This window comes from Salinivibrio proteolyticus, from assembly GCF_001996165.1.
GTDB classification, from domain to species: Bacteria; Pseudomonadota; Gammaproteobacteria; order Enterobacterales; family Vibrionaceae; genus Salinivibrio; species Salinivibrio proteolyticus.
Map to the genome: position 1 here is coordinate 1 of NZ_MUFP01000009.1, position 21844 is coordinate 21844.

The window sequence follows — 21844 nt, forward strand, 5'->3', positions numbered from 1 at the left end:
CCCTTAAATATGGGTAACAAATATTGCGAACAGAAAATAAATAATGAAAAATAGGCTCTAATTATTTTATGTAATATTGTATATTTCACTTATACTGTTACCATCCGTTCAATTAACATATAAATCAAATAGGAACCCAATAATGTCTGATGCAATGAAAGCGTTACTTAACCTACGCAGCTTACGTGCTGTCGCTAAAGAAATGACCGCCGAGCAACTTCAAGAAGCGTTAGAAAAGCTGCAAACTGTCGTTGAAGAACGTGAAGAGATTGAGCGTCAAGCGCAAGAAGAAGAAAAAGCACGCCTAGCGAAACTGGAAAAATACCGTGAAATGTTAATCGCCGATGGTATTGAACCCGATGAACTCATGAAATTATTAGGTGGTGCGAGCAAGTCTAAATCAACAGGCAAGCGCGCGGCACGCCCCGCTAAATATCAATACACTGACAGCGACGGCTCGGTAAAAACATGGACCGGTCAAGGTCGTATGCCGAAAGTAATCCGTGAAGCAACCGAAAATGGTAGCGCGAAATTAGAAGACTTCTTGATCCCAGGTCAACAAGCCTAAGTGTTGCGCATAAAGATAAAAAAGAGGCCGTACGGCCTCTTTTTTTATCTGATTCGTAGAACTCTACCATCACCCATTAACCAAACTTTATCCGATCTGCCAAATGACTGACCGCTAACGCAAAGTAGTGTGAACGGTTCCATTTCAACAAGCTTTGATAGTTGTTATAAACCAAATAAGCTCGTCCAAGTTCATCATCAGGCTGAATCAACCAAGCTTGAATATCGACATTCGGCAGCGCTTGGCCATTAAGACGCGTTACACCAAACGCTTGCCATTGACTTAATGACAGCGCCTTATTACTTTCGACACCAAGTTTATTCCTATCTATATGCTTTGGTAATTTAACTTGGCGTCCCCATGTGTACGTATCGTCCCAGCCAGCTTGTTTTAGATAGTTAGCCGCAGAAGCAAAGACATCGGCTTCCGTTTGCCAAATATCTTTTTTACCATCTTGGTTCCCATCAACCGCATAATGAAGGAARGACGTCGGCATAAACTGACTTTGCCCCATTGCACCGGCCCATGAACCTTTCATGTTTTCAGGCGTAATATGCCCTTCTTGCAATATGGTCAGTGCTGCCATTGTTTGTTGGCGGAAAAAGGCTTCTCGACGCCCATCATAAGCCAGTGTGGCAAGTGCTTCGATAACATTATAGTTGCCTTGCAGTTTGCCAAAATTACTCTCTACGCCCCACAAGGCCACAATGAAACGAGGCTGAACCTGATATTGTTCACCGACTTTTTTTAGCGCCGAATAATGTTTTTTATACAGTGCTTTCGCCTGAGCGACTTTCCAATCCGGTACAGCGCGGGGAATGTATTCATCCAAGGTTAAACGCCGCTCAGGTTGATTTCGATCGGCACTGACTGCCCGTTCATGATACTCAATACCAGCAAACGCGCGCACCAATATATCGTCATCAATCCCTGCTTGACGCGCTTCCTCTTTCAATGATTCGACGTACTGATCAAACCCTTCTTTTGCAAATAGCGGCCCCGAGGTAAGAACTGAGGCTGCAACCAATGCTGAAATCAAACCTTTGCGCATACGCTTCCCTAATTACAATTTTTCATTCTTGTTTCGGATAGCCTGCAACGCCGCATCCGGTGGCGGTGGTAATTGTAGAAAGAACCCTTCGTTTTGCAGACTTTGTTTCACTTTCTCAATATCAACAACCGCGAGTTTTTCTCGCTTACCGAGATCAATCATCATGGCAAACTCTGGTTGTCCAAAACTGTTCATTAATGCTTCTGGCACATCATCGAATTTATCTCTCCCCGGTACATAAAGATAGGTGCCTTCTTTCTTTTTGCTACGATAAATTGCGCAATACATCTCAATGTCCTCATCAGCATGCCATAACGATGGCGAAATAGTGTCATCGACGAGTTAAGGTTTGTTAGGCTTTGCCGCAAAATGTGTCACACGATGTTCGCTAAACGCGGCTCACATCGCGCACCATGACAAGAAATCGCCAAAATTAGGGGGCAATGTCCGCCGAATATCAAACCCTGCTTGCCGCATCGATGCTGTGAATATACCATGCTATCCAACGTCTGATAATGCGCGTCTAACTCGCGTTTCAACGATATAACCGGAATCAAACAACATGCACAAACACCCGGAGTTGAAAGGCTCAACTTTTACTTTGTCTGTTCTTCATCTTGTGGATGACAATTTTACTGAAGCGGCCACCATTTTGGCTGATAAGGTTTCCCAAGCCCCCGCATTTTTTGAAGGCGCGCCTGTGGTGGCGGATGTCAGCCGTTTAAAGCAATGCCCAGATCTCACCGCTTTAAAGCACTGTTTAAGTGAAACTGGGATGATTTTAGTCGGCCTTACTGGCGTCACGCATAACGATACCCGCCAAAAAGCAAAATCAGTGGGGCTTGCTGTACTGAAATCAAGCAAGCAATCTCGTGTTGCCGATCCAATTCAACCCCCCACTAAAGTGGTCACGAACCCGGTACGATCGGGACAGCAAATCTATGCCAAAAATGCTGACTTGGTGGTATTGAATCATGTCAGTGCCGGGGCGGAAGTCATTGCTGATGGCAGTATTCATATCTACGGCGTGCTGCGCGGCAGAGCCATTGCGGGCGCCAGCGGCCAGCAACAAGCGCGTATTTATTGCCAGAATTTACAATCAGAATTATTGTCAGTAGCCGGTAGCTACTGGCTAAGCGACAAAATTCCATCTGAATTTATTGAGCGCCCCGTCATGGTCTCGCTCAATCAAGAAAGCTTACAAATAGACCCCCTCACGCTATAACAGAATAAGGACGAGGAATGGCACGAATTATTGTAATTACCTCCGGTAAAGGCGGTGTTGGTAAAACCACGTCGAGTGCAGCACTCGCGACGGGACTTGCCATGGCTGGCAAAAAAACCGCAGTGATTGATTTTGATATTGGTCTTCGTAATCTCGATTTAATTATGGGATGTGAGCGCCGCGTGGTGTATGACTTTGTCAACGTGATCAACGGTGAAGCCAACCTCAATCAGGCGCTGATCAAAGACAAACGGGTTGAAAATCTATTTATTCTTCCAGCCTCACAAACTCGTGATAAAGATGCACTCACCAAAGAGGGCGTCGAACGGGTGTTAAAAGAGATGGATGAGCTTGGGTTTGAATACATCATCTGCGATTCGCCTGCGGGTATCGAAGCTGGCGCCCTCATGGCCCTTTATTTTGCCGACGAAGCCATCGTCACGACCAACCCTGAAGTCTCTTCGGTGCGCGACTCTGATCGCATTCTGGGCATTCTCGATTCAAAATCTCGCCGCGCCGAAAACGGTGAGGAACCGGTTAAGCACCACTTGCTCCTCACCCGTTATAACCCAAGCCGCGTGACCAACGGCGAGATGCTCAGTGTATCGGACGTTGAGGAGATCTTACGTATTCCACTGTTAGGGGTCATCCCAGAAAGCCAGTCAGTGCTGCATGCCTCAAACAAAGGTGAGCCCGTGGTTCTCGATCAAGAATCGGATGCGGGACAAGCGTATGAAGATGCCATAGCAAGATTGCTTGGTGAAGAGCGCCCATTCCGCTTTATTGAGGAAGAGCGCAAAGGTTTTCTAAAACGCTTATTTGGAGGCTAATGTGGCATTGCTAGAGTTCTTTCGGCCAGCCAAGAAAAAATCCGCCAACATTGCAAAAGAGCGCCTGCAAATCATTGTTGCGGAGCGACGCAGTGCAGATAGCCCTGCCCCAACCTATTTGCCACAGCTCAAGCAGGATATCTTAGATGTGATCCGTAAATATGTGGATATCGGTCCCGAGCAAGTCTCCGTGAGTCTCGAGCAAGGGGACGACGATCTTTCCGTCTTAGAGTTGAATGTAACTTTGCCTGAAGAAGGGAAAGAGAGCTAAAGCGTGAGCCTCGTTCGCTGATAGCGTAAAAGCGGTGCTGAGCACCGCTTTTTTAATGCGTCACGGGCGCTCTGGGAATCATCTCTATCAGCCGCTTGCCAATCAGAGTATATCGCCACCCTTGAGCGAGGTCTGGGCGTTTTTCTTCCGCTTTATGCTCTCGCCATACCCAACTGATCAACTGATTCAATTGCTTCTTGGAGCCAATAAACTCCGGTACAAAACCCTGCTCATCCGCACACTGTTGAACGCTTTCTTTGAGCGTCTTAATCACGGCTTTGTAACCCGGCTCATCGACTAAACGCGTAATGGGTTTTGGCCACTTCGCTTTAGGAAGCTTCTCAGCTTGCTTCGCCAGCGTGATCAAGGTTTGAGCATGATAACGAATCTCAAATTTATCAAAATCATGCGCTTGCATTTGCTCAACGCTACGAATTGCAAATCGCGCCATTTTCCAAAGGTGAAGCTCTTTCACAATGAAATTAAGCGCGATATCGCGACGTCGTGCCTCTTTCGCTCGCCACTTTGCAAGCGATTGAAGTACTGCTAATTGATTCGGTTGCAGTTGCCACGCATATTTAATATCAAGATATGCCAGCGAATCCTCTTTAGCTTGGCGCTTTTTGTCACATAAGCGGGCACACTCTTCTTGCAACGCCGCTTGCCACTGTGTTTTTGCCAAGGCTTTCTCAAGCGCTTGGTACAGAGGCATCAGATAATACACATCCGCCGCCGCATAATGCTTTTGCTTATCAGTTAGTGGTCGCGCGCACCAATCAGTGCGTGATTCGCCTTTATCAAGCGCCACTCCCACATAGGTATTCACCAAACTCGCAAATCCTTCTGATACACCGTGCCCTAAAAAAGCAGCCATCAACTGGGTATCAATCATAGGAGTGGGTAAGGTACCAGCATAGTGTTGGAACACATCCAAGTCTTCACTACTTGCATGCAAGACTTTGGTTACATTGGTGTCAGCCAGCAATGCCCACAACGGGGAAAGATACTCGATTTCAATCGGATCGATGAGTACAAGTTGCTCACCATCATACAATTGCACCAACCCAAGTTGCGCGTAAAACGTACGAGTACGCACAAATTCGGTATCGACCATCACAGCAGGTTTCTGGCGCATTTTTGCGCACACGTCGACAAGTTGTTGATGTGATGTGATTTGTTGATAATTCACAAGTTAGCCTATAAAGAAAATGCCGGCAAAGCCGGCATTTCGTGATTCGTTACGCTCCAGTTTACCCTTTTCGCGGGCAGCGCGCATCAAGCAGACGCTTTTTGCGGCGCCTTAGGGGCTTCATCGCGTAACTCTCGGCGCAAGATTTTACCTACATTGGTTTTCGGTAGTTCATCGCGGAATTCAACCACGCGAGGCACTTTATAACCAGTTAGATGTTTACGACAATGTGCCACCAGATCATCACGGGTTAGCGATGGGTCCTTTTTCACCACACAAATCTTGACGACTTCGCCTGAGTTTTCGTCTGGCTGGCCAATCGCGGCCACTTCCAACACCTTATCATGCAGGGCGACCACATCTTCCACTTCATTGGGATAGACGTTAAAGCCTGACACAAGGATCATGTCTTTTTTACGATCGACGATGTGTAAGAAACCATCGTCATCAAACTGCACCACATCACCGGTTGCCAACCAACCGTCTTCATCGATACTTTCACGCGTCGCTTCTGGGCGGTTCCAGTAACCTTTCATCACTTGTGGGCCACGCACCAACAATTCGCCCGGTTGGTTATCGGCGACATCTTCACGATTTTCATCCACAATACGGACCTCCGTGGATGGGACGGGCAAACCGATCGAACCGTTGTAATCACGCAAGTCATAAGGATACGCCGCCACAAGCGGTGAGCACTCGGTTAAGCCATAGCCTTCTAGGAGGTGCTTACCGGTCAGTTTTTTCCAGTTTTCTGCGACAGCACGTTGTACTGCCATGCCGCCACCGACGGTGAGGCGCAGGTTGGAGAAATCTAACTCATGAAAATCTTCGTTGTGTAGCAAAGCGTTAAAGAGGGTGTTCACCCCTGTAATCGCTGTAAATGGATATTTTTGTAGCTCTTTGATAAAGCCCGGAATATCACGCGGGTTGGTGATCAACAGGTTCTGTCCACCCATTTCAATAAACAATAGGCAGTTTACGGTCAGCGCAAACACGTGATAAAGCGGTAGCGCGGTCACCACCAACTCTTCGCCTACGTTTAGCACGGGTTGATAGGTGCCTTTCGCTTGGTAGACGTTGGCCAACATGTTGCGGTGCGTCAAGATAGCGCCTTTCGCCAATCCAGTGGTACCACCCGTGTACTGGAGGAAAGCGACATCATCACCTTTTAAGAAAGGTTTTACATACTGCATACGGCGGCCACGGCGGAGCGCATTACGCATCGACGTTGCGTCCGGCAAATGGTATTTCGGTACCATTTTCTTGACGTACTTGACCACAAAGTTCACTAACGTGCCTTTCGCTCGAGGGAGCTGGTCTCCTAAACTCGTAAGGATCACGTGCTTAACGGGTGTATTCTCTACCACCTTTTCCAAGGTGTGAGCAAAGTTGCTGACAATCACAATCGCTTTTGCACCTGAGTCAGTCAACTGATGCTCTAACTCTCGCGGCGTATATAAAGGATTGACGTTAACCGCCACACAGCCCGCTCGCAAAATACCGAACAACGCAATCGGATACTGCAGCAAATTCGGCATCATGATCGCCACACGATCGCCTTTTTGTAATTTCAGCTCGTTTTGCAGATACGCCGCAAATGCACGGCTACGCTCTTCGAGCTTTCGGAAGGTCATGACCTGGCCCATGTTAATAAAGGCTGTTTGGTCAGCGAACTTTTGCACTGAGTGTTCAAACATCTCAATCAAAGAGCGATGGGCATCTGGATCTATTTCCGCCGGCACATCCGACGGGTAACGATTAAGCCAAACCTTTTCCACTGGCTTTCTCCTATGTTTTAGCTTGCAGGCTATACTGCCCGCTTCGATCGACGCGAGATTCTATTCAAACAGGTGTTTAACCCGTCCACCATAGCGTTAACATTATTTTTACACGAGCATTTTAAGTGCGCGTTTGAATTTTGGTCACAAAATCTGTTACCCACGATGCAGCCTGTTGCGGTTGTTGAAGGTGACAGTGATGCGTGCCAGGGAGATCCACCACTTGTAATTGGCGAAACCCATGCATCCGTTGCTGAGCATCCTGCGAACGCAATGCAGGATAGCCATCCGTTCCTCGAATGGCGAGAGCAGGACAGTGAATTGCCCGGATAATCGATTCACAGTGCGCGGGCGACATCCGGTAAAGCGCATCTCCGCGCAAATGAGGATCGTGCCGCCAAGTAATACCTTGAGGAGTCTCCACCAATCCGCGAGCGACTAATGGCAAAAGCGGTTCACTCGCCACTTTATTGATGGACGCGCGTAATTGTAGCGCCTGAAATGCAGAATCAAAGTAGCGTTGGCGCTTTTGACGCTGCTTTAAGCGTTGTTCTAGACATTTCGCCAATCGGTTGGTTATCTGTTGAGCAGGTTCAGCCATCGGGCCGAGCGCTTCTATCATTACCAGTGCATCAATACGGTCTGGAAAAGCAGCGGCATAGCAACTCGCCACCAGCCCACCGAGTGAGTGGCCAACCAAGATCAGTGAGCCGGAGAAGCGCTGTTGATGGAGCACTTGGTGTAAATCATCCAAGTAGTCGTAGAAGGGGTAGTAGTAGTCGCCCGGTTTATGTGCTGACAGACCGTGTCCGGGCCAATCAAACAATAATAATCCCCACTCGCTGGGTAAATAAGGCACCAGAGCATGAAAACTGGCTAGGTTATCTTGCCAGCCGTGAAGCATGACCAAAGTAGGCGCACCGCTTGCCGCCGGACGGGCAGCTCCCGCGACACGCGTTGAGGCCAGTGAGAGCGTGAGTGGTTCCAATCCGCTCGACAGGCCGATCATCGCTGGATTTGCCTGAAGTGCCTCATCAAGTTGCGCCGACAGTGGAGAATGCATCATTGGTTAGGGTAAAGTGATCACGCTTTGTACTCGCCCAGTCCCGACGCCTACCCGAACGCGCGAGCAATATAGCCCATAACAATAGGGGCGGTCGTCATCGATAACCTTTTGCTCAATGTTCCACAGCTGGTGCCCTTTGACTGACAATACAGGGTAAGCATATTCATAGTCCCCGACTTTACCCATTTGCTGTTCAACAAATTCACCCAATACCGTAATAGGACGCCCTTTCGCATAGTCTGCAGGATCGACAAAGCCGCTAAAAACCGCCTTAAATCGACCCAGTGATGACGCACCTATATCGGGACGTCCAGCACTGGAGGTAGGCAACGCGACGATTTCGACCACCGAGTCCGCTTCGCGATTTTCAACACTGGCAATCATGCCGCCCATGCGCACTTCTTCCCCCTGATTGGCTGCAGTCATACTGGCTACGACTGGGTACTCGGTTACCGGCTGATCCATACGACCTTTTAAACTGTCAGGCAAGGTGCTGCAACCGGTTAACAGTAGAGCCCCGATCATCAGCAATCCGGTTGGCATTAACTTCATCACACGTACTCCTCTCTCGACGTCATACATAGATATCGACCCCGACGAGGTTCAGCAGTTCCTCTCGCCGCGCATGGTTAAGCACCGCTAAGTAAGACGACATCGCCTGACGACCGCGGCCATCGGGTAAATCATACTGAATATGTTGTTTAGCTTGCTCTGCCTCTGATATAGAGACGTGTTGCACCTTCTGCCGCACTGCCTTGGCAACTTGGCTCGTTTGCGGGGTTTGTTTACGCGACGCTTTCTCCGAGGATGAAGGGCGCCGCGTTTGATTCGGCCGGTTAGGCGGTGAAGAAGGAATTCCGTTAATCGATACCATACTTGCTTCCTATGCGAGGCAAACCGACCCAAACAGACTCTTACTCGCGTCCGGGGAGCTTCTTCCACGTGACCTTGTCACGCRAGTAGGTGGGCGTCGCGAGCTCAGCGGCGACAGCCTCACCACGCTGGTAGGCGTGTTTAGCGATAGCCAGCATGTCTTGTGCTTGTGGATACAACACGCCCGATTCAGTGGTGGTCAGATCCAACCCTTTCGCTAATTCAGGATAGGCAGGCCAACCGGTTCCCGCCAGTGCCCACGTACCATCGGTCGATTCAAGACGTAATGCGTCAGGCGCGACAACCACTTCATCAGCCAACGCATGCCAATCGCCATTTTCTTGACGTTGATACTGGGCAAAGTATAGCTCTCCCATTCGCGCATCAATCGCCGTGAGTACTTGCGTTGCGCCATGAGTACGGTGCGCTTGCTCTGCCATCGCCGCTAGCGTCGATACACCCAGCACGGGTAACTCAGCACCAAACGCTAAACCTTGTGCAATCCCAATGCCAATTCGCACGCCAGTGAAGCTACCTGGACCGCGACCAAAGGCGAGAGCATCGAGTTGCGTGAGTGATACGCCCGCCTCCGCGAGTACCTCATCGACCATGGGTAAGATTTTATTGGTGTGTTCACGCGGCGCAATGTCACTGCGCACCATCATCTGATCGCCGATAGACAGCGCAACAGAGCAGTTTTCCGTGGCCGTATCCACGGCAAGCATTTTTAGCGTCATTTAACCCTCAATCGGTGATTGCAATGCAGTCACATCTGCATCGGTATGGTCAGCATTAATGGCTGACAAAAAGTCGTCAATATTATTTAGATCGCGCGTGCGCGGTATGGGCGGTAAGCTGCGCAAAAAGGTGGCGCCATAAGGGCGCGTCACTAAGCGGTTATCACAAATGATCAACGCGCCTTGATCGCGCTTGTCACGAATCAAACGCCCGACCCCTTGCTTGAGCGTAATTACCGCTTCTGGTATCTGCACTTGCGAGAAAGGGTCACCGCCTTGCAACTTACAATCTTCAATACGCGCTTTAAGTAAAGGATCATCGGGTGAGGCAAACGGCAGTTTGTCGATGATCACGCAACTGAGTGCCTGCCCACGCACATCTATCCCTTCCCAAAACGCGCCGGTTGCTACCAGCAGCGCGTTCCCCAGTGATAAATATTCTGCCAACAGGCGCTGTTTAGGCATTTCGCCTTGCATCAGCACCGGGATCTCGAGCTGGTCGCGAAACAACGCCGTTAGGTCTCGCACCATTTGATGCGACGTACATAAAAAGAAACAGCGTCCTTGGTTGCGCTCAATCACAGGCCCCAACAAGGTTGCCAGCTTATCGGCTCGCCGATAGCTATTGGTTTCAGGCACATGGCGTGGCACACATAGTCGCGCTTGTGTGGGGTAATCAAAGGGGCTTTCTAATGTCATCTGCCGTTGTGCGGAAATGCCAAGTCGGTGACTAAAGTGGCTAAAATCACCTTCCACGGCAAGTGTCGCCGAGGTAAAAATCCATGCCCCACCTTGTTCATCCATTTGTTCGCGGAAACGATCGGCCACTGAGAGCGGCGTAATATTGAGGCTGAAGTGATGGCGCGTGCACTCATACCAGTAAGAATAGCCTGTGATCGACGTATCACGCAGGCGCGATAAACGCGCCTTAAATAAGGTGATGCGATCAAACGCTGCATCCAACAGTTGGCAGCGACCCAGTGACAGTTTGACCACGTCATGGGCCAACTCCAGTGCATCGGTTAAGCACACTAACTCTTTCTCGACAGCCGGTGAGGCCTGAAGCTCTCGCCAATTGCCACGAAAGCCGGGCTCTCCCATCACTAAGCGCATATCCATCGCTGCTTGCGATAAACGATCGGCGACTTTTTCCAACTGTCGGGTATCGCGCAATTCAGTACGATAAGCAATGTGGATGTCTTTCGYGGCATCTTGTAGCTGGCGACTGGACAGCGACTGACCGAAATATTGGCTGGCAATATCAGGTAATTGATGCGCTTCATCGAACACCATGATATCCGCCTCTGGGATCAATTCCCCAAACCCAGTTTCTTTGATCGCCACATCAGCCAAGAACAAATGGTGGTTCACGACCACTACATCCGCCTCCATCGCACGACGGCGCGCCTTGACCACATAGCAGTCTTCATAGCTTGGGCAGTCTTTGCCAAGACAGTTATCGTTGGTCGAAGTGATCACAGGAATGAGCGGACTGTCTTCCGCCAACGCGTCACATTCACTCAAATCCCCCGACTCGGTATACGAAGACCATTCGCGGATTTTGACCAGTTGACTCAGTTGGCTCGGATCGCTATCTGGGCGATGACACTCACTGATTTGACGACTCAAACGCTCTGGGCATAAATAGTTTACTCGCCCTTTCAACAGCGCCGTGGTACCAGTAAACCCCAACGCCGATTTCATCAAAGGCAAATCGCGATGATAGAGCTGCTCTTGCAGGTTCTTTGAACCCGTGCTGATGATGGCTTTTTTACCACTCAACAATACAGGGGCAAGATACGCATACGTTTTCCCTGTTCCTGTCCCGGCCTCGACCACCAACTGCCCTTGCTCGCGGATCGCGACATCGACCGCCATAGCCATATCGGTTTGCGGCTGCCGAGGCACAAAGCCATCAATTGCTTTTGCCAGCGCACCGGCATCAGAGAAAACCTTTCGGATCATTGGATAAATACACAGGGGAAAGCGGGCATTATGCCAAAGCCCCCAAGAGGATGAAACCACTTCCCCTCGGATGTTCGGCTAACAGGATAAATTCACTTTGACCTTGGGGTGTAGACAGGGTAAAACCGAAGGACTATTAAGCAACATAACATCAACATGGAACGAAAAACATTACTCACGGATTGTCCCGATGCCCAAGGCCTGATCGCCAAAATCACCAATATTTGTTACAAGCACCAACTCAACATCGTCCATAATCGCGAATATGTCGACAATGCCACCGGTCGGTTTTACATGCGCACCGAATTGGAAGGGATTTTTAATGACCACACGCTGTTGTTAGACCTCGATCAAGCGCTTCCTGCTGGGAGTCACCGTCAGCTTATCAGCTCGCGACGAAAGCGCGTTGTGATCATGGTGACCAAAGAGTCGCACTGTTTGGGCGACATTTTAATGAAAGCCTACGATGGCTCTTTGGATATCGAGATTGCTGCCGTGGTGGGAAACTATGACAAGCTACAGACGCTAACTGAACGTTTCGATATTCCTTTCCACCATGTTTGCCATCAAGATTTATCACGTGAGGCACATGAGCAAGCGATGTTGAAGGCAATCCAGCCGTACCAACCCGACTACATCATACTGGCCAAGTATATGCGCGTGCTCACGCCAGACTTTGTCGCGCAATATCCACACAGAATCATTAATATTCACCATAGCTTCTTGCCAGCATTTATTGGCGCACGCCCCTATCATCAGGCTTTTGAACGCGGCGTCAAAATCATTGGTGCAACCGCGCACTTTGTTACCAATGACTTGGATGAAGGCCCTATTATTGGTCAAGATGTGATTCATGTTGACCACAGTTTTAATGCGCAAGATATGGCCAAAGCCGGACGTGATGTGGAAAAAAGCGTGCTAAGCCAAGCGATTGCCCGAGTGGTGGATGACAAGGTATTTGTTCACGGCAATAAAACCGTGATCCTATAATCACATATCGCACTCCCGACAGCCCCATGAAGCCAGTGCTTAGTCACTGGCTTCGCTTGCAATAATCTCAGCCAGCGGAAAAGGGTGAAACTTCACGCAAACATCTTGATACTTAAAGGCGATGGTCGGATTAGGTAACCGCTCGCCTTTAACACAAGGTTCGCTGCTCTTCACCGTGATGGCATGTTGCTGTTCCGCGCGTTCAAATATACCCGGAAACGCTCGCTGCAATGCTTGCTTAAGTCCTACCATGTCAGGGTTAGCGCAGGGCAGCACAAACTCAACATGCTCCCAGCTTTGCCGCGGATAGCGTTTGTAGCTAGGAAACGGAAGCTCAACCCAATGCGTTTGCCATTGGCCAATGGTTAATGCCCGGTCCAGTGCATAAATGTGGATTGGCCGACCATTGACGATCGCCTCAGAGCACAATTTACCTTGCGACGCGAGCTCAATTGCCAAAGATGCGGTTACCGCAACCTCGTGGGTGCGTATCGCGACGTGATCCAGTGTCAGCCCCGAGCAATCGATCGCTAGCAAGTCAAGCAACTGATTGATTTTATCTGCAAAAGCTGCTTTATCTCGCATCAGGGTAGTTAGGTTCGTGGCATCATGCATAGTGACCTCTTTAAGGTTAAACGTCGCCCGTTTCATTTCAGCGCGTAAAGATATCAGTGTTGACGGTGAATAACTATTGCCAACCCCTGCTAGTTTATGGGTATCATTAGAGTTTACCCGCGTCAGTTGACGCCACGGTTCGCAACAATACAGCATCCCGCCAACACTGTGCTTGTACGCCCAAGGCTCAGTGCAGTGTTGGCGGATTCTTGTATCTGTAAGCTGGAAGCCCACACAACGGGCAGTTAACAATCGGCCCGGTTAGTAGTAAAGGTAAGCAAGTGAATATTCAAAGTCTTCTTAACGAGAAAGTTTCTGCCGCCATGGTTGCGGCTGGTGCGCCTGAAGGCACACCGGCGGCGGTACGTCAGTCTGCTAAACCTCAATTTGGTGATTATCAGGCCAACGGCGTGATGGGCGCAGCAAAAAAATTAGGATGTAACCCTCGCGAGTTCGCACAAAAAGTACTGGATGCCCTCGACCTTGGCGATATGGTCAGTAAAACCGAAATCGCCGGCCCTGGTTTTATCAACATTTTCTTAAATGACCAATGGCTGGCGAAGCAAGCAGACCAAGCGCTCGCGGATGCGCGATTAGGTGTCGCCGCTGAAGCGGCGCAAAACATTGTGGTCGATTACTCGGCACCAAACGTTGCCAAAGAAATGCACGTGGGCCATCTGCGTTCAACCATCATTGGTGACGCCGTTGTTCGCACCTTGGAGTTTCTGGGTCATCAGGTCACCCGTGCTAACCACCTCGGCGACTGGGGCACGCAATTTGGTATGTTGATTGCCAACTTGGAACTGCATGAGTCTCGCGGTGATGACATCTCGATGGAACTAGGCGATATTGAAAACTTCTATCGTGAGTCCAAGCGTCGTTACGACGAAGACGAAGAGTTTGCTGCCACTGCACGTCAGTATGTGGTTCGTCTTCAGCGTGGTGATGCGTACTGCAAAGAAAAATGGGAAAAATTAGTGAAAGTGACGTTGGAACAAAACCAACGTAACTACGACCGTCTTAATGTGTCATTGACTGACAAAGACGTCATGGGTGAAAGCCTTTATAACGATATGCTGCCGGGCATCGTCGAAGACTTAAAAGCGAAAGGCATTGCTGTTGAAGATGWCGGTGCACAAGTCGTGTTCTTGGATGAATACAAGAACAAAGACGGTGAGCCTATGGGTGTGATCATTCAAAAGCGTGATGGTGGCTTTTTGTACACCACCACCGATATTGCCTGTGCCAAATACCGCTACGAGCATTTCAATGCCGATCGCGTCTTGTATTTTATTGACTCACGCCAGCATCAGCACCTGATGCAAGCTTGGACCATAGTGCGTAAAGCTGGTTACGTGCCTGATTCTGTCAGCCTCGAGCACCATGCGTTTGGTATGATGCTTGGCAAAGATGGCAAGCCATTTAAAACTCGAGCAGGTGGCACCGTTCGTCTTGCTGACTTACTCGACGAAGCTGAAACCCGTGCCAAAGCACTGATCGCCAAGAAAAATCCAGACATGGATGAAGCTGAGCAGCGTGAAATCTCTACCACAGTCGCAATGGCGGCGGTGAAGTATGCGGATCTGTCTAAGCACCGCACCACGGACTACATCTTCGACTGGGATCATATGCTGGCATTTGAAGGCAACACAGCGCCTTATATGCAGTACGCCTACACCCGTGTTGCTTCTGTGTTTGCGAAATCAGGCGTTGACCGTGATGCCCTAGAGGGCTCAATGGTCATTGAGCATGAGAAAGAAAAAGCATTGGTTGCCAAGCTATTGCAATTCGAAGAAGCGGTTAAGTCTGTTGCTCGCGAAGGCCAACCACACCTGATGTGTAGCTACTTGTTCGATTTGGCGGGACTTTTCTCTAGCTTCTATGAAGCGTGTCCGATTCTGTTGGCTGAGGGTCAAACTCGTCAAAGTCGTCTGCGTATGGCGGCACTGACAGCAAAAACGATCAAACAAGGTCTTGCACTACTGGGTATCAATACCCTTGAGCGCATGTAACGTTGCCTTATTCGACCGATAGCTGATATGAAAGCCCACCCTAACCGGTGGGCTTTTTAATGGTTAGCCTTGCCCGAAACGCTGTTCGGTTTCGCTGAGCCATAGCCGCTCCTCAGGGGTGGATAAGCGTCCCATAACGGCATTACGATGTGGAAAACGACCAAACGTCTCAATGATGTCATAATGCTGACGCGCATAATCATAGCATTGTTCAAACCAAGCTTGATTCTCTGGTTCAACCGCTTGCCGAAGTTGATTGAAGCGAAAAAGAGCTTCTTGCTGATCGTCTTCTCCCTCTGCGTGCTCGAGCGGCATGTAAAAGAAAACACGCTGTAAAGGCGTCAGTGCCTGATCATCCCCTTTCGCTAACCCAGCCTTACAAATGGCTAATGCTAATGCATCATAACGATAAGCCGCCGCTAACCCTCGGTATAAATTGCGTGGGAATTGGTCCAGCAAGATAATCAATGCAAGGCGGCCTTGTGGGGTCTGCGCCCACGCATTTAATTCTCCCGCTCCCGCCACGCTAACCCACGTTTGAAACATTGCTCGAATCTGTTCATCGGTTTCTGGATTGCCACTAAACCACAACGCATTGCACTCTGGCACTTGCTCAGCGCTTTGACCAAACCAAAACGAAAGGACTTCTTGATAGTGCATCTTGCCTCCTACCCACAACCTAAACCGCTCTCACGATCAAGTCATTCAATATTCTTCTCTATTCAAGCGTACTTGGTTTTGGTTGTCCCCGGTTCAAATCAAACAATCTCATCGGTACTTTGTGACCCGTCAGCAAGTTGTGATGTAAGCTAGAGCAATACATTTCATTAAGGAGCCACCATGTCTTTTTCTCTTCATGATCGCCTCGCTGCAGATAGTGCCTACGTAGGCGACTTTGATTTATGCCAATTACGTCTTGCCCATGCAGATTTTGGCCCTTGGCTAATCCTGATCCCACGCAAAAACCATATCCACGAAGTGCATCACCTCAGTGATGAGGAGCAACAACAGCTGTGGCGAGAGTCGGCTGCTGTCTCGCAATGTTTGGAACACTGTTTCCGCCCCGATAAGCTCAACATTGCGGCGATCGGCAACCTCGTGCCACAACTTCATGTCCATCATGTCGCACGCTACCAAACCGATAGTGTGTGGCCGAACCCTATCTGGGGACATCTTAATGTGGGCCCTCGCGCTGACGATAAACAAACTGCTCTGATTCAAACCCTACGAACCACGCTGATGCCAGATGGATTGGATGTCAATCCGGCATAAAACGCTTCGTTATTTTCGTCAAAATGGAAAAGCGCAGCAATAAAAAACATAAATTTCAGACACTTAATGGTAATTGCACTTTTAACGAAAGATGGCGGAATTCTCCTAACTCTTCCTGACCCACACAGGCTACATTAGTGACTCTTTCATAACCTTTTCAACCGGGTGGAGTGTCCGCTCCGCCCCCGGCAGCAAGCGAAGGTGTCGTTGACACCCGTGGTATGGTCTCCCCGGTCATACCACGTTCCTTTTTCCTTTATATAAATTCCAATACCAGTCGCTGTCAGATATGTGCAGGCATGCATATGCCTTACTGGCGTAGCAGATTTAATCGGCTGGGCTAGTGAGTGCTTGAGGGAGGATGCGATCACGATACTGTGAGGGACTCACACCAAAGTATCCTTTAAATCGCTGACTGAAATACGCTGGATCACGATAGCCACACGCTTCGGCGGTCTCAGTAATACTCATCCCTTGTTTTAACAGCCCGCTCGCATGGGTCAATCGCTTTTGAGTGATATAGCTGGTGACCGTGATGTGAAAATACTGGCGGCATTTGCGTTGTAAGTTCCGCTCCGACATCGCTAACGCAGCAGCCAGCTCATGAGTAGAAAAGTCAGGATGGGTAAAGCCGCTTTCTACCGCTTGCATAAAACGCGAGATCCATGCTGAGCGCAGCTGTTGACACTGGGCACGGCGTTGAGCGTGATGCCCCTTCATAGTGACGACAACCGCTTCAGGCTGAGCCGCGATGGGATCAAAAACTGGCTGTGTTGTGCGAATTTGTTGAAGACGCTTGCTTTGTTGCCTAGCCTGATAGCGCTGTTTAAACGCTAATCCAACCGCTAACAACACAATACTCACGAAAACAGCAAGAACGGCCCCACTCATCATGTGTGGCAACATGGGAAGAGAGATATCAAGATTTAATACCGTATGCGAGGCACCATCGCGAGGAATGGCAATGCGCAGCTGATACTCTCCCCCTGCCATATTCGCCAGCGTAATCGTATCGCTGCTGGTTTGTTGCCATGCGGCAAGCTGGCCGGCCATTGGGTTCCCCGGATGACGCTTAGCAATCAACTGGTAGTGTACACGACTGACCTGTCTCTCGGGTGGCCAACTTCCCCACTCAAGTTGGGTCGGATTATTTTCCAGCAATGTCATGGACGTTTGCTGGCGAGGTGCAATACGCCAACGCCTATCCTGTTGCCATACCGCGCCAATCACAACCTTCGGCGGTTTTCGTAGTGAGAACGCAAGTTGATCGGTATTAATCACAAAGCGTTCAGCGCCGGAAAAAATGGTCAGCTGATGCGGGTTGGATACTCGACACTCCACCTGTCCCATTGGCGAGGGTAATCWGAATGTCCGCACGACACCTCTTGGCGCGATATGGACGATGGCTTGGTTGCTGTATGCCCAAACACCATCTTTGTTCCCGGTAATACAATGAAACTGCTCATTGTTTAACGACAGGTAGGCCGCCGACACTGTATCCGGCGTGGTATGATCATACTGATAAATGCCTTGCGCACTGGCTAGCCAAAGGCGGCCCCGTTCATCGGTATACAAATCAGACAGTGGCAGGAGAGAAACCGGTAATCGAATCGCCTGAAACTGTCCATCTCGATAACGCGTCAAACCTTGCTGCTGCCGGATCCAAACACTACCGCGACCATCATCATAAAAACCTTCAACGTCACCCTCGTCCACTTGCCATCCGGTTCCGTAGTCCACAACCGTCTCTGAATCCGGCCAGTAGCGGATTAACTGAGCCCCTTTTGCCAACCAAAGTGTCCTTGCCGCATCAGTATACAAGTGGTCAGCGGCGAAGTTAGCGACAGGTTCAGGGAGTATTAAACGCGCCCCTGTTTGAGTATCTAAGCCCGCCACACCATTTTCTGTCGACCACCACAACTGGGTCGCTTTTCGTGCGGCACTCTTGATCTTATCGCCGTTTTGATCGGGCATACGCGCCAACCAACGACCACTCAGATCGCGCCAATGACGACCTCTTAACAGCCACGGGTCACTCGCCTCAGAAAAACCATGAGTGATCGCTTGTGGAAAGGGACCATGATGATGCGCAATCCAGCGCTGCCCGGCAGCACGATAACGCAGAGATCGATCGGTGGAAAACCAAATCCCTCCTTCGGCGTCGGCACGTAAAAATGTCACCCTTGAACCATCAATTGCACTCTGACTCGGCGTCCATACCGGCGAAGCACTCCCATCGAGTGACAGGAGAAAAAGCCCTTGATCATTAGCAGCCCAAACGCCTCCCGCCCCTGAGGCAAGATAATGAAACCCACCCTGCTGCGTCAGTATATGCTGTCCCGTCACAGAGTGTTCATCGAGGGCAAGTAAATAGACCGCATTTTGGGTGCTGACCCAAGCCCTCGAGTCTTGCCCTGTGATCGCAGTTATCGCTGAATTGAAGCGATGTATCTGGCGAATACCTTGCTCATCCACTTGGTAGAGCCCCTGACCAATAGCAATCAAGCGATGCTCGTTCATCATCCAAGTTAACTCGGCTTGCCATTGTCCTGCGCGCCAAATAGAAAAGCTGTTGTCTTCCACCACATAACGGCTGAGTTGACCGTCACTAATATGCCAAAGCTCACCGTCTATCGTCGCAAGACGGGATTGTGCATCCGCTTGGCGCGCCAACACCGTCTGTGGCAGACGATAACGAGTGACAATATGCTGCCCCGATTGGTAGCGATAAATAAAGTTTTGCCCTGCCATCCAAAGGGCATCATGCGCAAAGGCAATCGCCGTTACTTTTTCTTCGGGCAGACTGAGAACATCACTGAGTGGGTGGGTTTGGTGGCCGTCAAAAAAGACAACCGCGCCTTGATGATTAAGCAGCCACACTCCTCCACCCGGCTGGTAGGCAATATCACGCACGTTCGCGACCGCCTGCAAGCCCGGATAGGCTTGGAACGAGGTTTCCAACCCATGATGTGCCTGCAAAGGCAGACAGAGAAAGGTGCTAATTACCCAAATCAGGCAGAGCAAAAGGCGTTTCATGCAACTAAGAGAGGAATAAGGGTCGCAAAATTAAGACGGGTATCATCCTGTGTAACCAAACAAAATGGAACCCTGCGACCCTCAATGTGAGCTGGGCCTCACATTCTTGAGATTTATTAGCTGTTCAGAACTTGAGACAGCTGCTGGTGAGCGCGTCTTGCTTGACGCTTGAAGTCGTCCTGCTCGCTACGCGGTACAGGATGCGCTTCAGGTAAAGGAACCTTCATCGCATTCACTGGATGGCCATATTTAATCAGCTCAAAATGCAAATGAGGTCCGGTCGAGCGCCCAGTGTTGCCACTCAATGCGATTTTTTGCCCCATAGAGACGTGATCACCCGGTTTCACTAAAATACGGTGAAGATGCAAATAGCGGGTCGAGTATTCGCGACCGTGTTTGATCACGACATAGTTGCCGGCTAGTGGGTGCTTGCGTGCTTTCACCACTACCCCATCGCCTGCCGCCAAGACGGGCGTACCCACCGGGGTGGCAAAATCGGTGCCATTATGCGGTGAAATGCGACCGGTGATCGGATGCTTACGATGTGGGTCAAATGGCGAGCTGATACGGTAACGCTTAGCGGTTGGGAAACGGCGCAAAGYACGATCCAGACTATGGCCCTGCTCATCGTAAAAGCGACCATCGGTGTGGCGGTAGACAAAGATATCTCGATCGCCCGCTTGATAAAGCATCGCCATCACGTCGCCAGACGATACCGCTTTACTATCGATAAACTCTTTGTTGACCAATACTGAAAAGCGATCGCCACGATGGGATTCTGCACCAAAGTCAAAACGCCATTGTAAGGCTGAGACTAAGTTCTGAATTTGGTTGGGCGTCAATCCTGCTTGTCGAGCTTGCTGGTAAAAGCTACTTGTGACGCGACCCGACAGAGTGACTTGTTCGTAAACCCCCGTCGTTTCGAGTTGCTCGTAGCTCACCCCCTCCGCACCGAAGACATACTGATCCCGATATTTAATCGATTGATAGACGGTGAGTGAGGATAGCTGCCCCTCATCATCAACTTGCCAATCAATTTTTTGCCCAAGCCGAATATCGCCCGCTTTCTGATTCACATCGAGGATCTGGTACATCTGACGGAGCGGTAGACCATACTGTGAAAAAATCGCACCCAAGGTATCACCAGAGGCAACCGTGTGGGTGTGAATGCGGGCCGCTTCTGAGGTGATATCTTGCTCGAGAGCATCCTCAGGTACTGTCAGTGCCGGATCATCGGCATCTAAGCCAACTTCAATCGGCTCACTGTTTTCTAGCGGCATAGATACGTCTTGCTCATCCATTAGCGGTAATGAGCGACGTTCATCGTGATGTGTAAAAGGATGTGGCTGCCACATGAGTGCGGCAGCAACGAGTAACGATAATGAGGCGAGCGCCAGCTTGTGCTGACGAGGTAGCCGAGCGGTCGCGGCTAACCAGTTAGTGAGTAGTTTCATGCTTTAAACAACGTGCGAAGCGGTTTCCCATATCTTTCAAAAAAACCTGATAGCCATCAGGCGCAACTCGAATAGCAGTTGCCAACGGATCCAAAGCAATCACAGTAACGTCATCGTTTCGGGTCACAGCATCGACCAGTGAGGGATTAAACTGCGGCTCGGTGAAGATACAGGTCGCGTCGTGATTTAGCAATCCTCTCCGGATAGTTACTAGGGTCTTTGCGCCCGGTTTTTGGCTAGGATCGACGGTAAAATGACCCGTTTTCTTCAAACCAAATGCTTGTTCAAAGTAACCGTACGCATCATGAAATACGAAATAGCCACTTTGCTGGCGTTGCGCCAATGCCGCATGAATATCGGTCACCGTCTCATCCAGATGCGCATTAAAGGTGGCTAATTTAGCGCGGTACTGGTCAGTCTTTTCAGGCGAGGTTTTTATCAAGGCTTGAGTAATCGCCCGCGCTGCGACGCGCGCCGACTCTGGGCCTAGCCAAATATGAGGGTCAATACCATGGTGGTCATGGTCGTGACCATGATGATGGGTTTCAGCTTCCCCGTCGTAATGACGAAGCGGGATCCCCTCTACTTGAGTGAGGGTTAGCACATTGGGTTGCTCTTGTAGCAGTTTACTCAAGAACAATTCAAGCTCTGGCCCCACCCAAACCGTCAAATCGGCCGCTTTCAAATTGCGAATATCAGAAGGTTTTAGCGCGTAGCCGTGTGGTGATGCGCCGGGCGGAAGTAACACCTCGACCGTATCGTCGTCTGCCACTAGCCCTTGTGCAATCAGCTGCACCGGCTTAATCGTGGTCATCACAGTGACAGCCTGCGCTGGCAAGGCCAATAACAGCGCAAAAAATAGTCCAATAACACGCACACCCATGGTTTACCCCAATTAATCAGTTTCATCAG

Annotated in this window: 21 protein-coding genes; 7 read left to right on the forward strand and 14 right to left on the reverse strand. The window is 49.9% G+C overall.

Annotation, left to right across the window (positions count from 1 at the left end):
- Positions 1-142 precede the first annotated feature (142 nt).
- Positions 143-568, forward strand: a complete 426-nt coding sequence (locus tag BZJ19_RS08550) for an H-NS family histone-like protein (RefSeq protein ID WP_077675313.1) — start codon at positions 143-145, stop codon at positions 566-568.
- Between the two features lie 76 nt (positions 569-644).
- Here the strand turns inward: BZJ19_RS08550 and BZJ19_RS08555 are convergent, their stop codons facing one another.
- Both BZJ19_RS08555 and BZJ19_RS08560 read right to left on the reverse strand, forming a co-directional pair.
- On the reverse strand, positions 645-1619 hold the full coding sequence (locus tag BZJ19_RS08555; protein ID WP_077675314.1) for a lytic murein transglycosylase: 975 nt from the start codon (positions 1617-1619) through the stop codon (positions 645-647).
- A gap of 12 nt (positions 1620-1631) precedes the next feature.
- Positions 1632-1907 (reverse strand): YcgL domain-containing protein, encoded by a 276-nt coding sequence (locus tag BZJ19_RS08560; protein WP_069588792.1) that lies wholly within the window; start codon positions 1905-1907, stop codon positions 1632-1634.
- Between the two features lie 274 nt (positions 1908-2181).
- On the opposite strand from BZJ19_RS08560, the gene minC reads away from it, so the two are divergent.
- Genes minC through minE form a run of 3 tightly spaced genes read left to right on the forward strand, consistent with a single transcriptional unit; the run spans position 2182 to position 3945 of the window.
- A complete protein-coding gene (gene minC / locus BZJ19_RS08565; protein ID WP_077675315.1) occupies positions 2182-2844 on the forward strand; it encodes a septum site-determining protein MinC in 663 nt (220 codons plus the stop codon).
- A 17-nt stretch (positions 2845-2861) separates the two neighbouring features.
- Positions 2862-3674: a septum site-determining protein MinD gene (minD, locus tag BZJ19_RS08570; protein WP_077455195.1), complete on the forward strand. Its 813-nt coding sequence runs from the start codon at positions 2862-2864 to the stop codon at positions 3672-3674.
- A gap of 1 nt (position 3675) precedes the next feature.
- The gene (gene minE / locus BZJ19_RS08575; RefSeq protein WP_069588784.1) at positions 3676-3945 is read left to right on the forward strand and encodes a cell division topological specificity factor MinE; all 270 of its coding nucleotides are present in this window, start codon (positions 3676-3678) and stop codon (positions 3943-3945) included.
- A 52-nt stretch (positions 3946-3997) separates the two neighbouring features.
- Here the strand turns inward: minE and rnd are convergent, their stop codons facing one another.
- From rnd to BZJ19_RS08610, 7 genes are all read right to left on the reverse strand, one after another.
- Positions 3998-5134, reverse strand: a complete 1137-nt coding sequence (rnd, locus tag BZJ19_RS08580) for a ribonuclease D (RefSeq protein WP_077675316.1) — start codon at positions 5132-5134, stop codon at positions 3998-4000.
- A gap of 86 nt (positions 5135-5220) precedes the next feature.
- A complete protein-coding gene (fadD, locus tag BZJ19_RS08585; RefSeq protein WP_077675317.1) occupies positions 5221-6912 on the reverse strand; it encodes a long-chain-fatty-acid--CoA ligase FadD in 1692 nt (563 codons plus the stop codon).
- A 121-nt stretch (positions 6913-7033) separates the two neighbouring features.
- Positions 7034-7978 carry an alpha/beta fold hydrolase gene (locus BZJ19_RS08590; protein ID WP_235608175.1) on the reverse strand — a complete coding sequence of 315 codons (945 nt, stop codon included), beginning with the start codon at positions 7976-7978 and terminating at the stop codon, positions 7034-7036.
- Between the two features lie 3 nt (positions 7979-7981).
- Complete coding sequence (locus tag BZJ19_RS08595; RefSeq protein WP_235608181.1) at positions 7982-8530, reverse strand: Slp family lipoprotein; 549 nt, start codon at positions 8528-8530, stop codon at positions 7982-7984.
- 22 nt (positions 8531-8552) lie between these two features.
- Positions 8553-8852, reverse strand: coding sequence for a hypothetical protein (locus BZJ19_RS08600; RefSeq protein WP_077675319.1), 300 nt, complete (start codon positions 8850-8852; stop codon positions 8553-8555).
- Positions 8853-8892: 40 nt separating this feature from the next.
- Positions 8893-9588, reverse strand: a complete 696-nt coding sequence (gene tsaB / locus BZJ19_RS08605; RefSeq protein WP_077675320.1) for a tRNA (adenosine(37)-N6)-threonylcarbamoyltransferase complex dimerization subunit type 1 TsaB — start codon at positions 9586-9588, stop codon at positions 8893-8895.
- Positions 9589-11553, reverse strand: coding sequence for a DNA repair helicase YoaA (locus BZJ19_RS08610; RefSeq protein ID WP_077675321.1), 1965 nt, complete (start codon positions 11551-11553; stop codon positions 9589-9591). It abuts the gene before it with no gap.
- Between the two features lie 156 nt (positions 11554-11709).
- On the opposite strand from BZJ19_RS08610, the gene purU reads away from it, so the two are divergent.
- Positions 11710-12543 (forward strand): formyltetrahydrofolate deformylase, encoded by an 834-nt coding sequence (gene purU / locus BZJ19_RS08615; RefSeq protein WP_077675322.1) that lies wholly within the window; start codon positions 11710-11712, stop codon positions 12541-12543.
- Positions 12544-12582: 39 nt separating this feature from the next.
- On the opposite strand, the gene BZJ19_RS08620 is transcribed toward purU, so the two are convergent.
- The gene (locus tag BZJ19_RS08620) at positions 12583-13158 is read right to left on the reverse strand and encodes a VOC family protein (RefSeq protein WP_157891171.1); all 576 of its coding nucleotides are present in this window, start codon (positions 13156-13158) and stop codon (positions 12583-12585) included.
- 281 nt (positions 13159-13439) lie between these two features.
- On the opposite strand from BZJ19_RS08620, the gene argS reads away from it, so the two are divergent.
- Positions 13440-15170, forward strand: coding sequence for an arginine--tRNA ligase (gene argS / locus BZJ19_RS08625; protein ID WP_077675324.1), 1731 nt, complete (start codon positions 13440-13442; stop codon positions 15168-15170).
- A 63-nt stretch (positions 15171-15233) separates the two neighbouring features.
- On the opposite strand, the gene BZJ19_RS08630 is transcribed toward argS, so the two are convergent.
- Complete coding sequence (locus tag BZJ19_RS08630; RefSeq protein ID WP_077675325.1) at positions 15234-15830, reverse strand: DUF924 family protein; 597 nt, start codon at positions 15828-15830, stop codon at positions 15234-15236.
- A 180-nt stretch (positions 15831-16010) separates the two neighbouring features.
- Between BZJ19_RS08630 and BZJ19_RS08635 the strand changes: the two genes are divergently transcribed.
- Positions 16011-16442 carry an HIT domain-containing protein gene (locus BZJ19_RS08635; RefSeq protein WP_077675326.1) on the forward strand — a complete coding sequence of 144 codons (432 nt, stop codon included), beginning with the start codon at positions 16011-16013 and terminating at the stop codon, positions 16440-16442.
- Positions 16443-16769: 327 nt separating this feature from the next.
- Here the strand turns inward: BZJ19_RS08635 and BZJ19_RS08640 are convergent, their stop codons facing one another.
- From BZJ19_RS08640 to znuA, 3 genes are all read right to left on the reverse strand, one after another.
- Positions 16770-19478 (reverse strand): AraC family transcriptional regulator, encoded by a 2709-nt coding sequence (locus BZJ19_RS08640; RefSeq protein ID WP_077675327.1) that lies wholly within the window; start codon positions 19476-19478, stop codon positions 16770-16772.
- A gap of 116 nt (positions 19479-19594) precedes the next feature.
- Complete coding sequence (gene mepM / locus BZJ19_RS08645) at positions 19595-20932, reverse strand: murein DD-endopeptidase MepM (RefSeq protein WP_077675328.1); 1338 nt, start codon at positions 20930-20932, stop codon at positions 19595-19597.
- The gene (znuA, locus tag BZJ19_RS08650; protein ID WP_077675329.1) at positions 20916-21815 is read right to left on the reverse strand and encodes a zinc ABC transporter substrate-binding protein ZnuA; all 900 of its coding nucleotides are present in this window, start codon (positions 21813-21815) and stop codon (positions 20916-20918) included. Before znuA ends, mepM begins: the two co-directional genes overlap by 17 nt.
- Between the last annotated feature and the right edge of the window lie 29 nt (positions 21816-21844).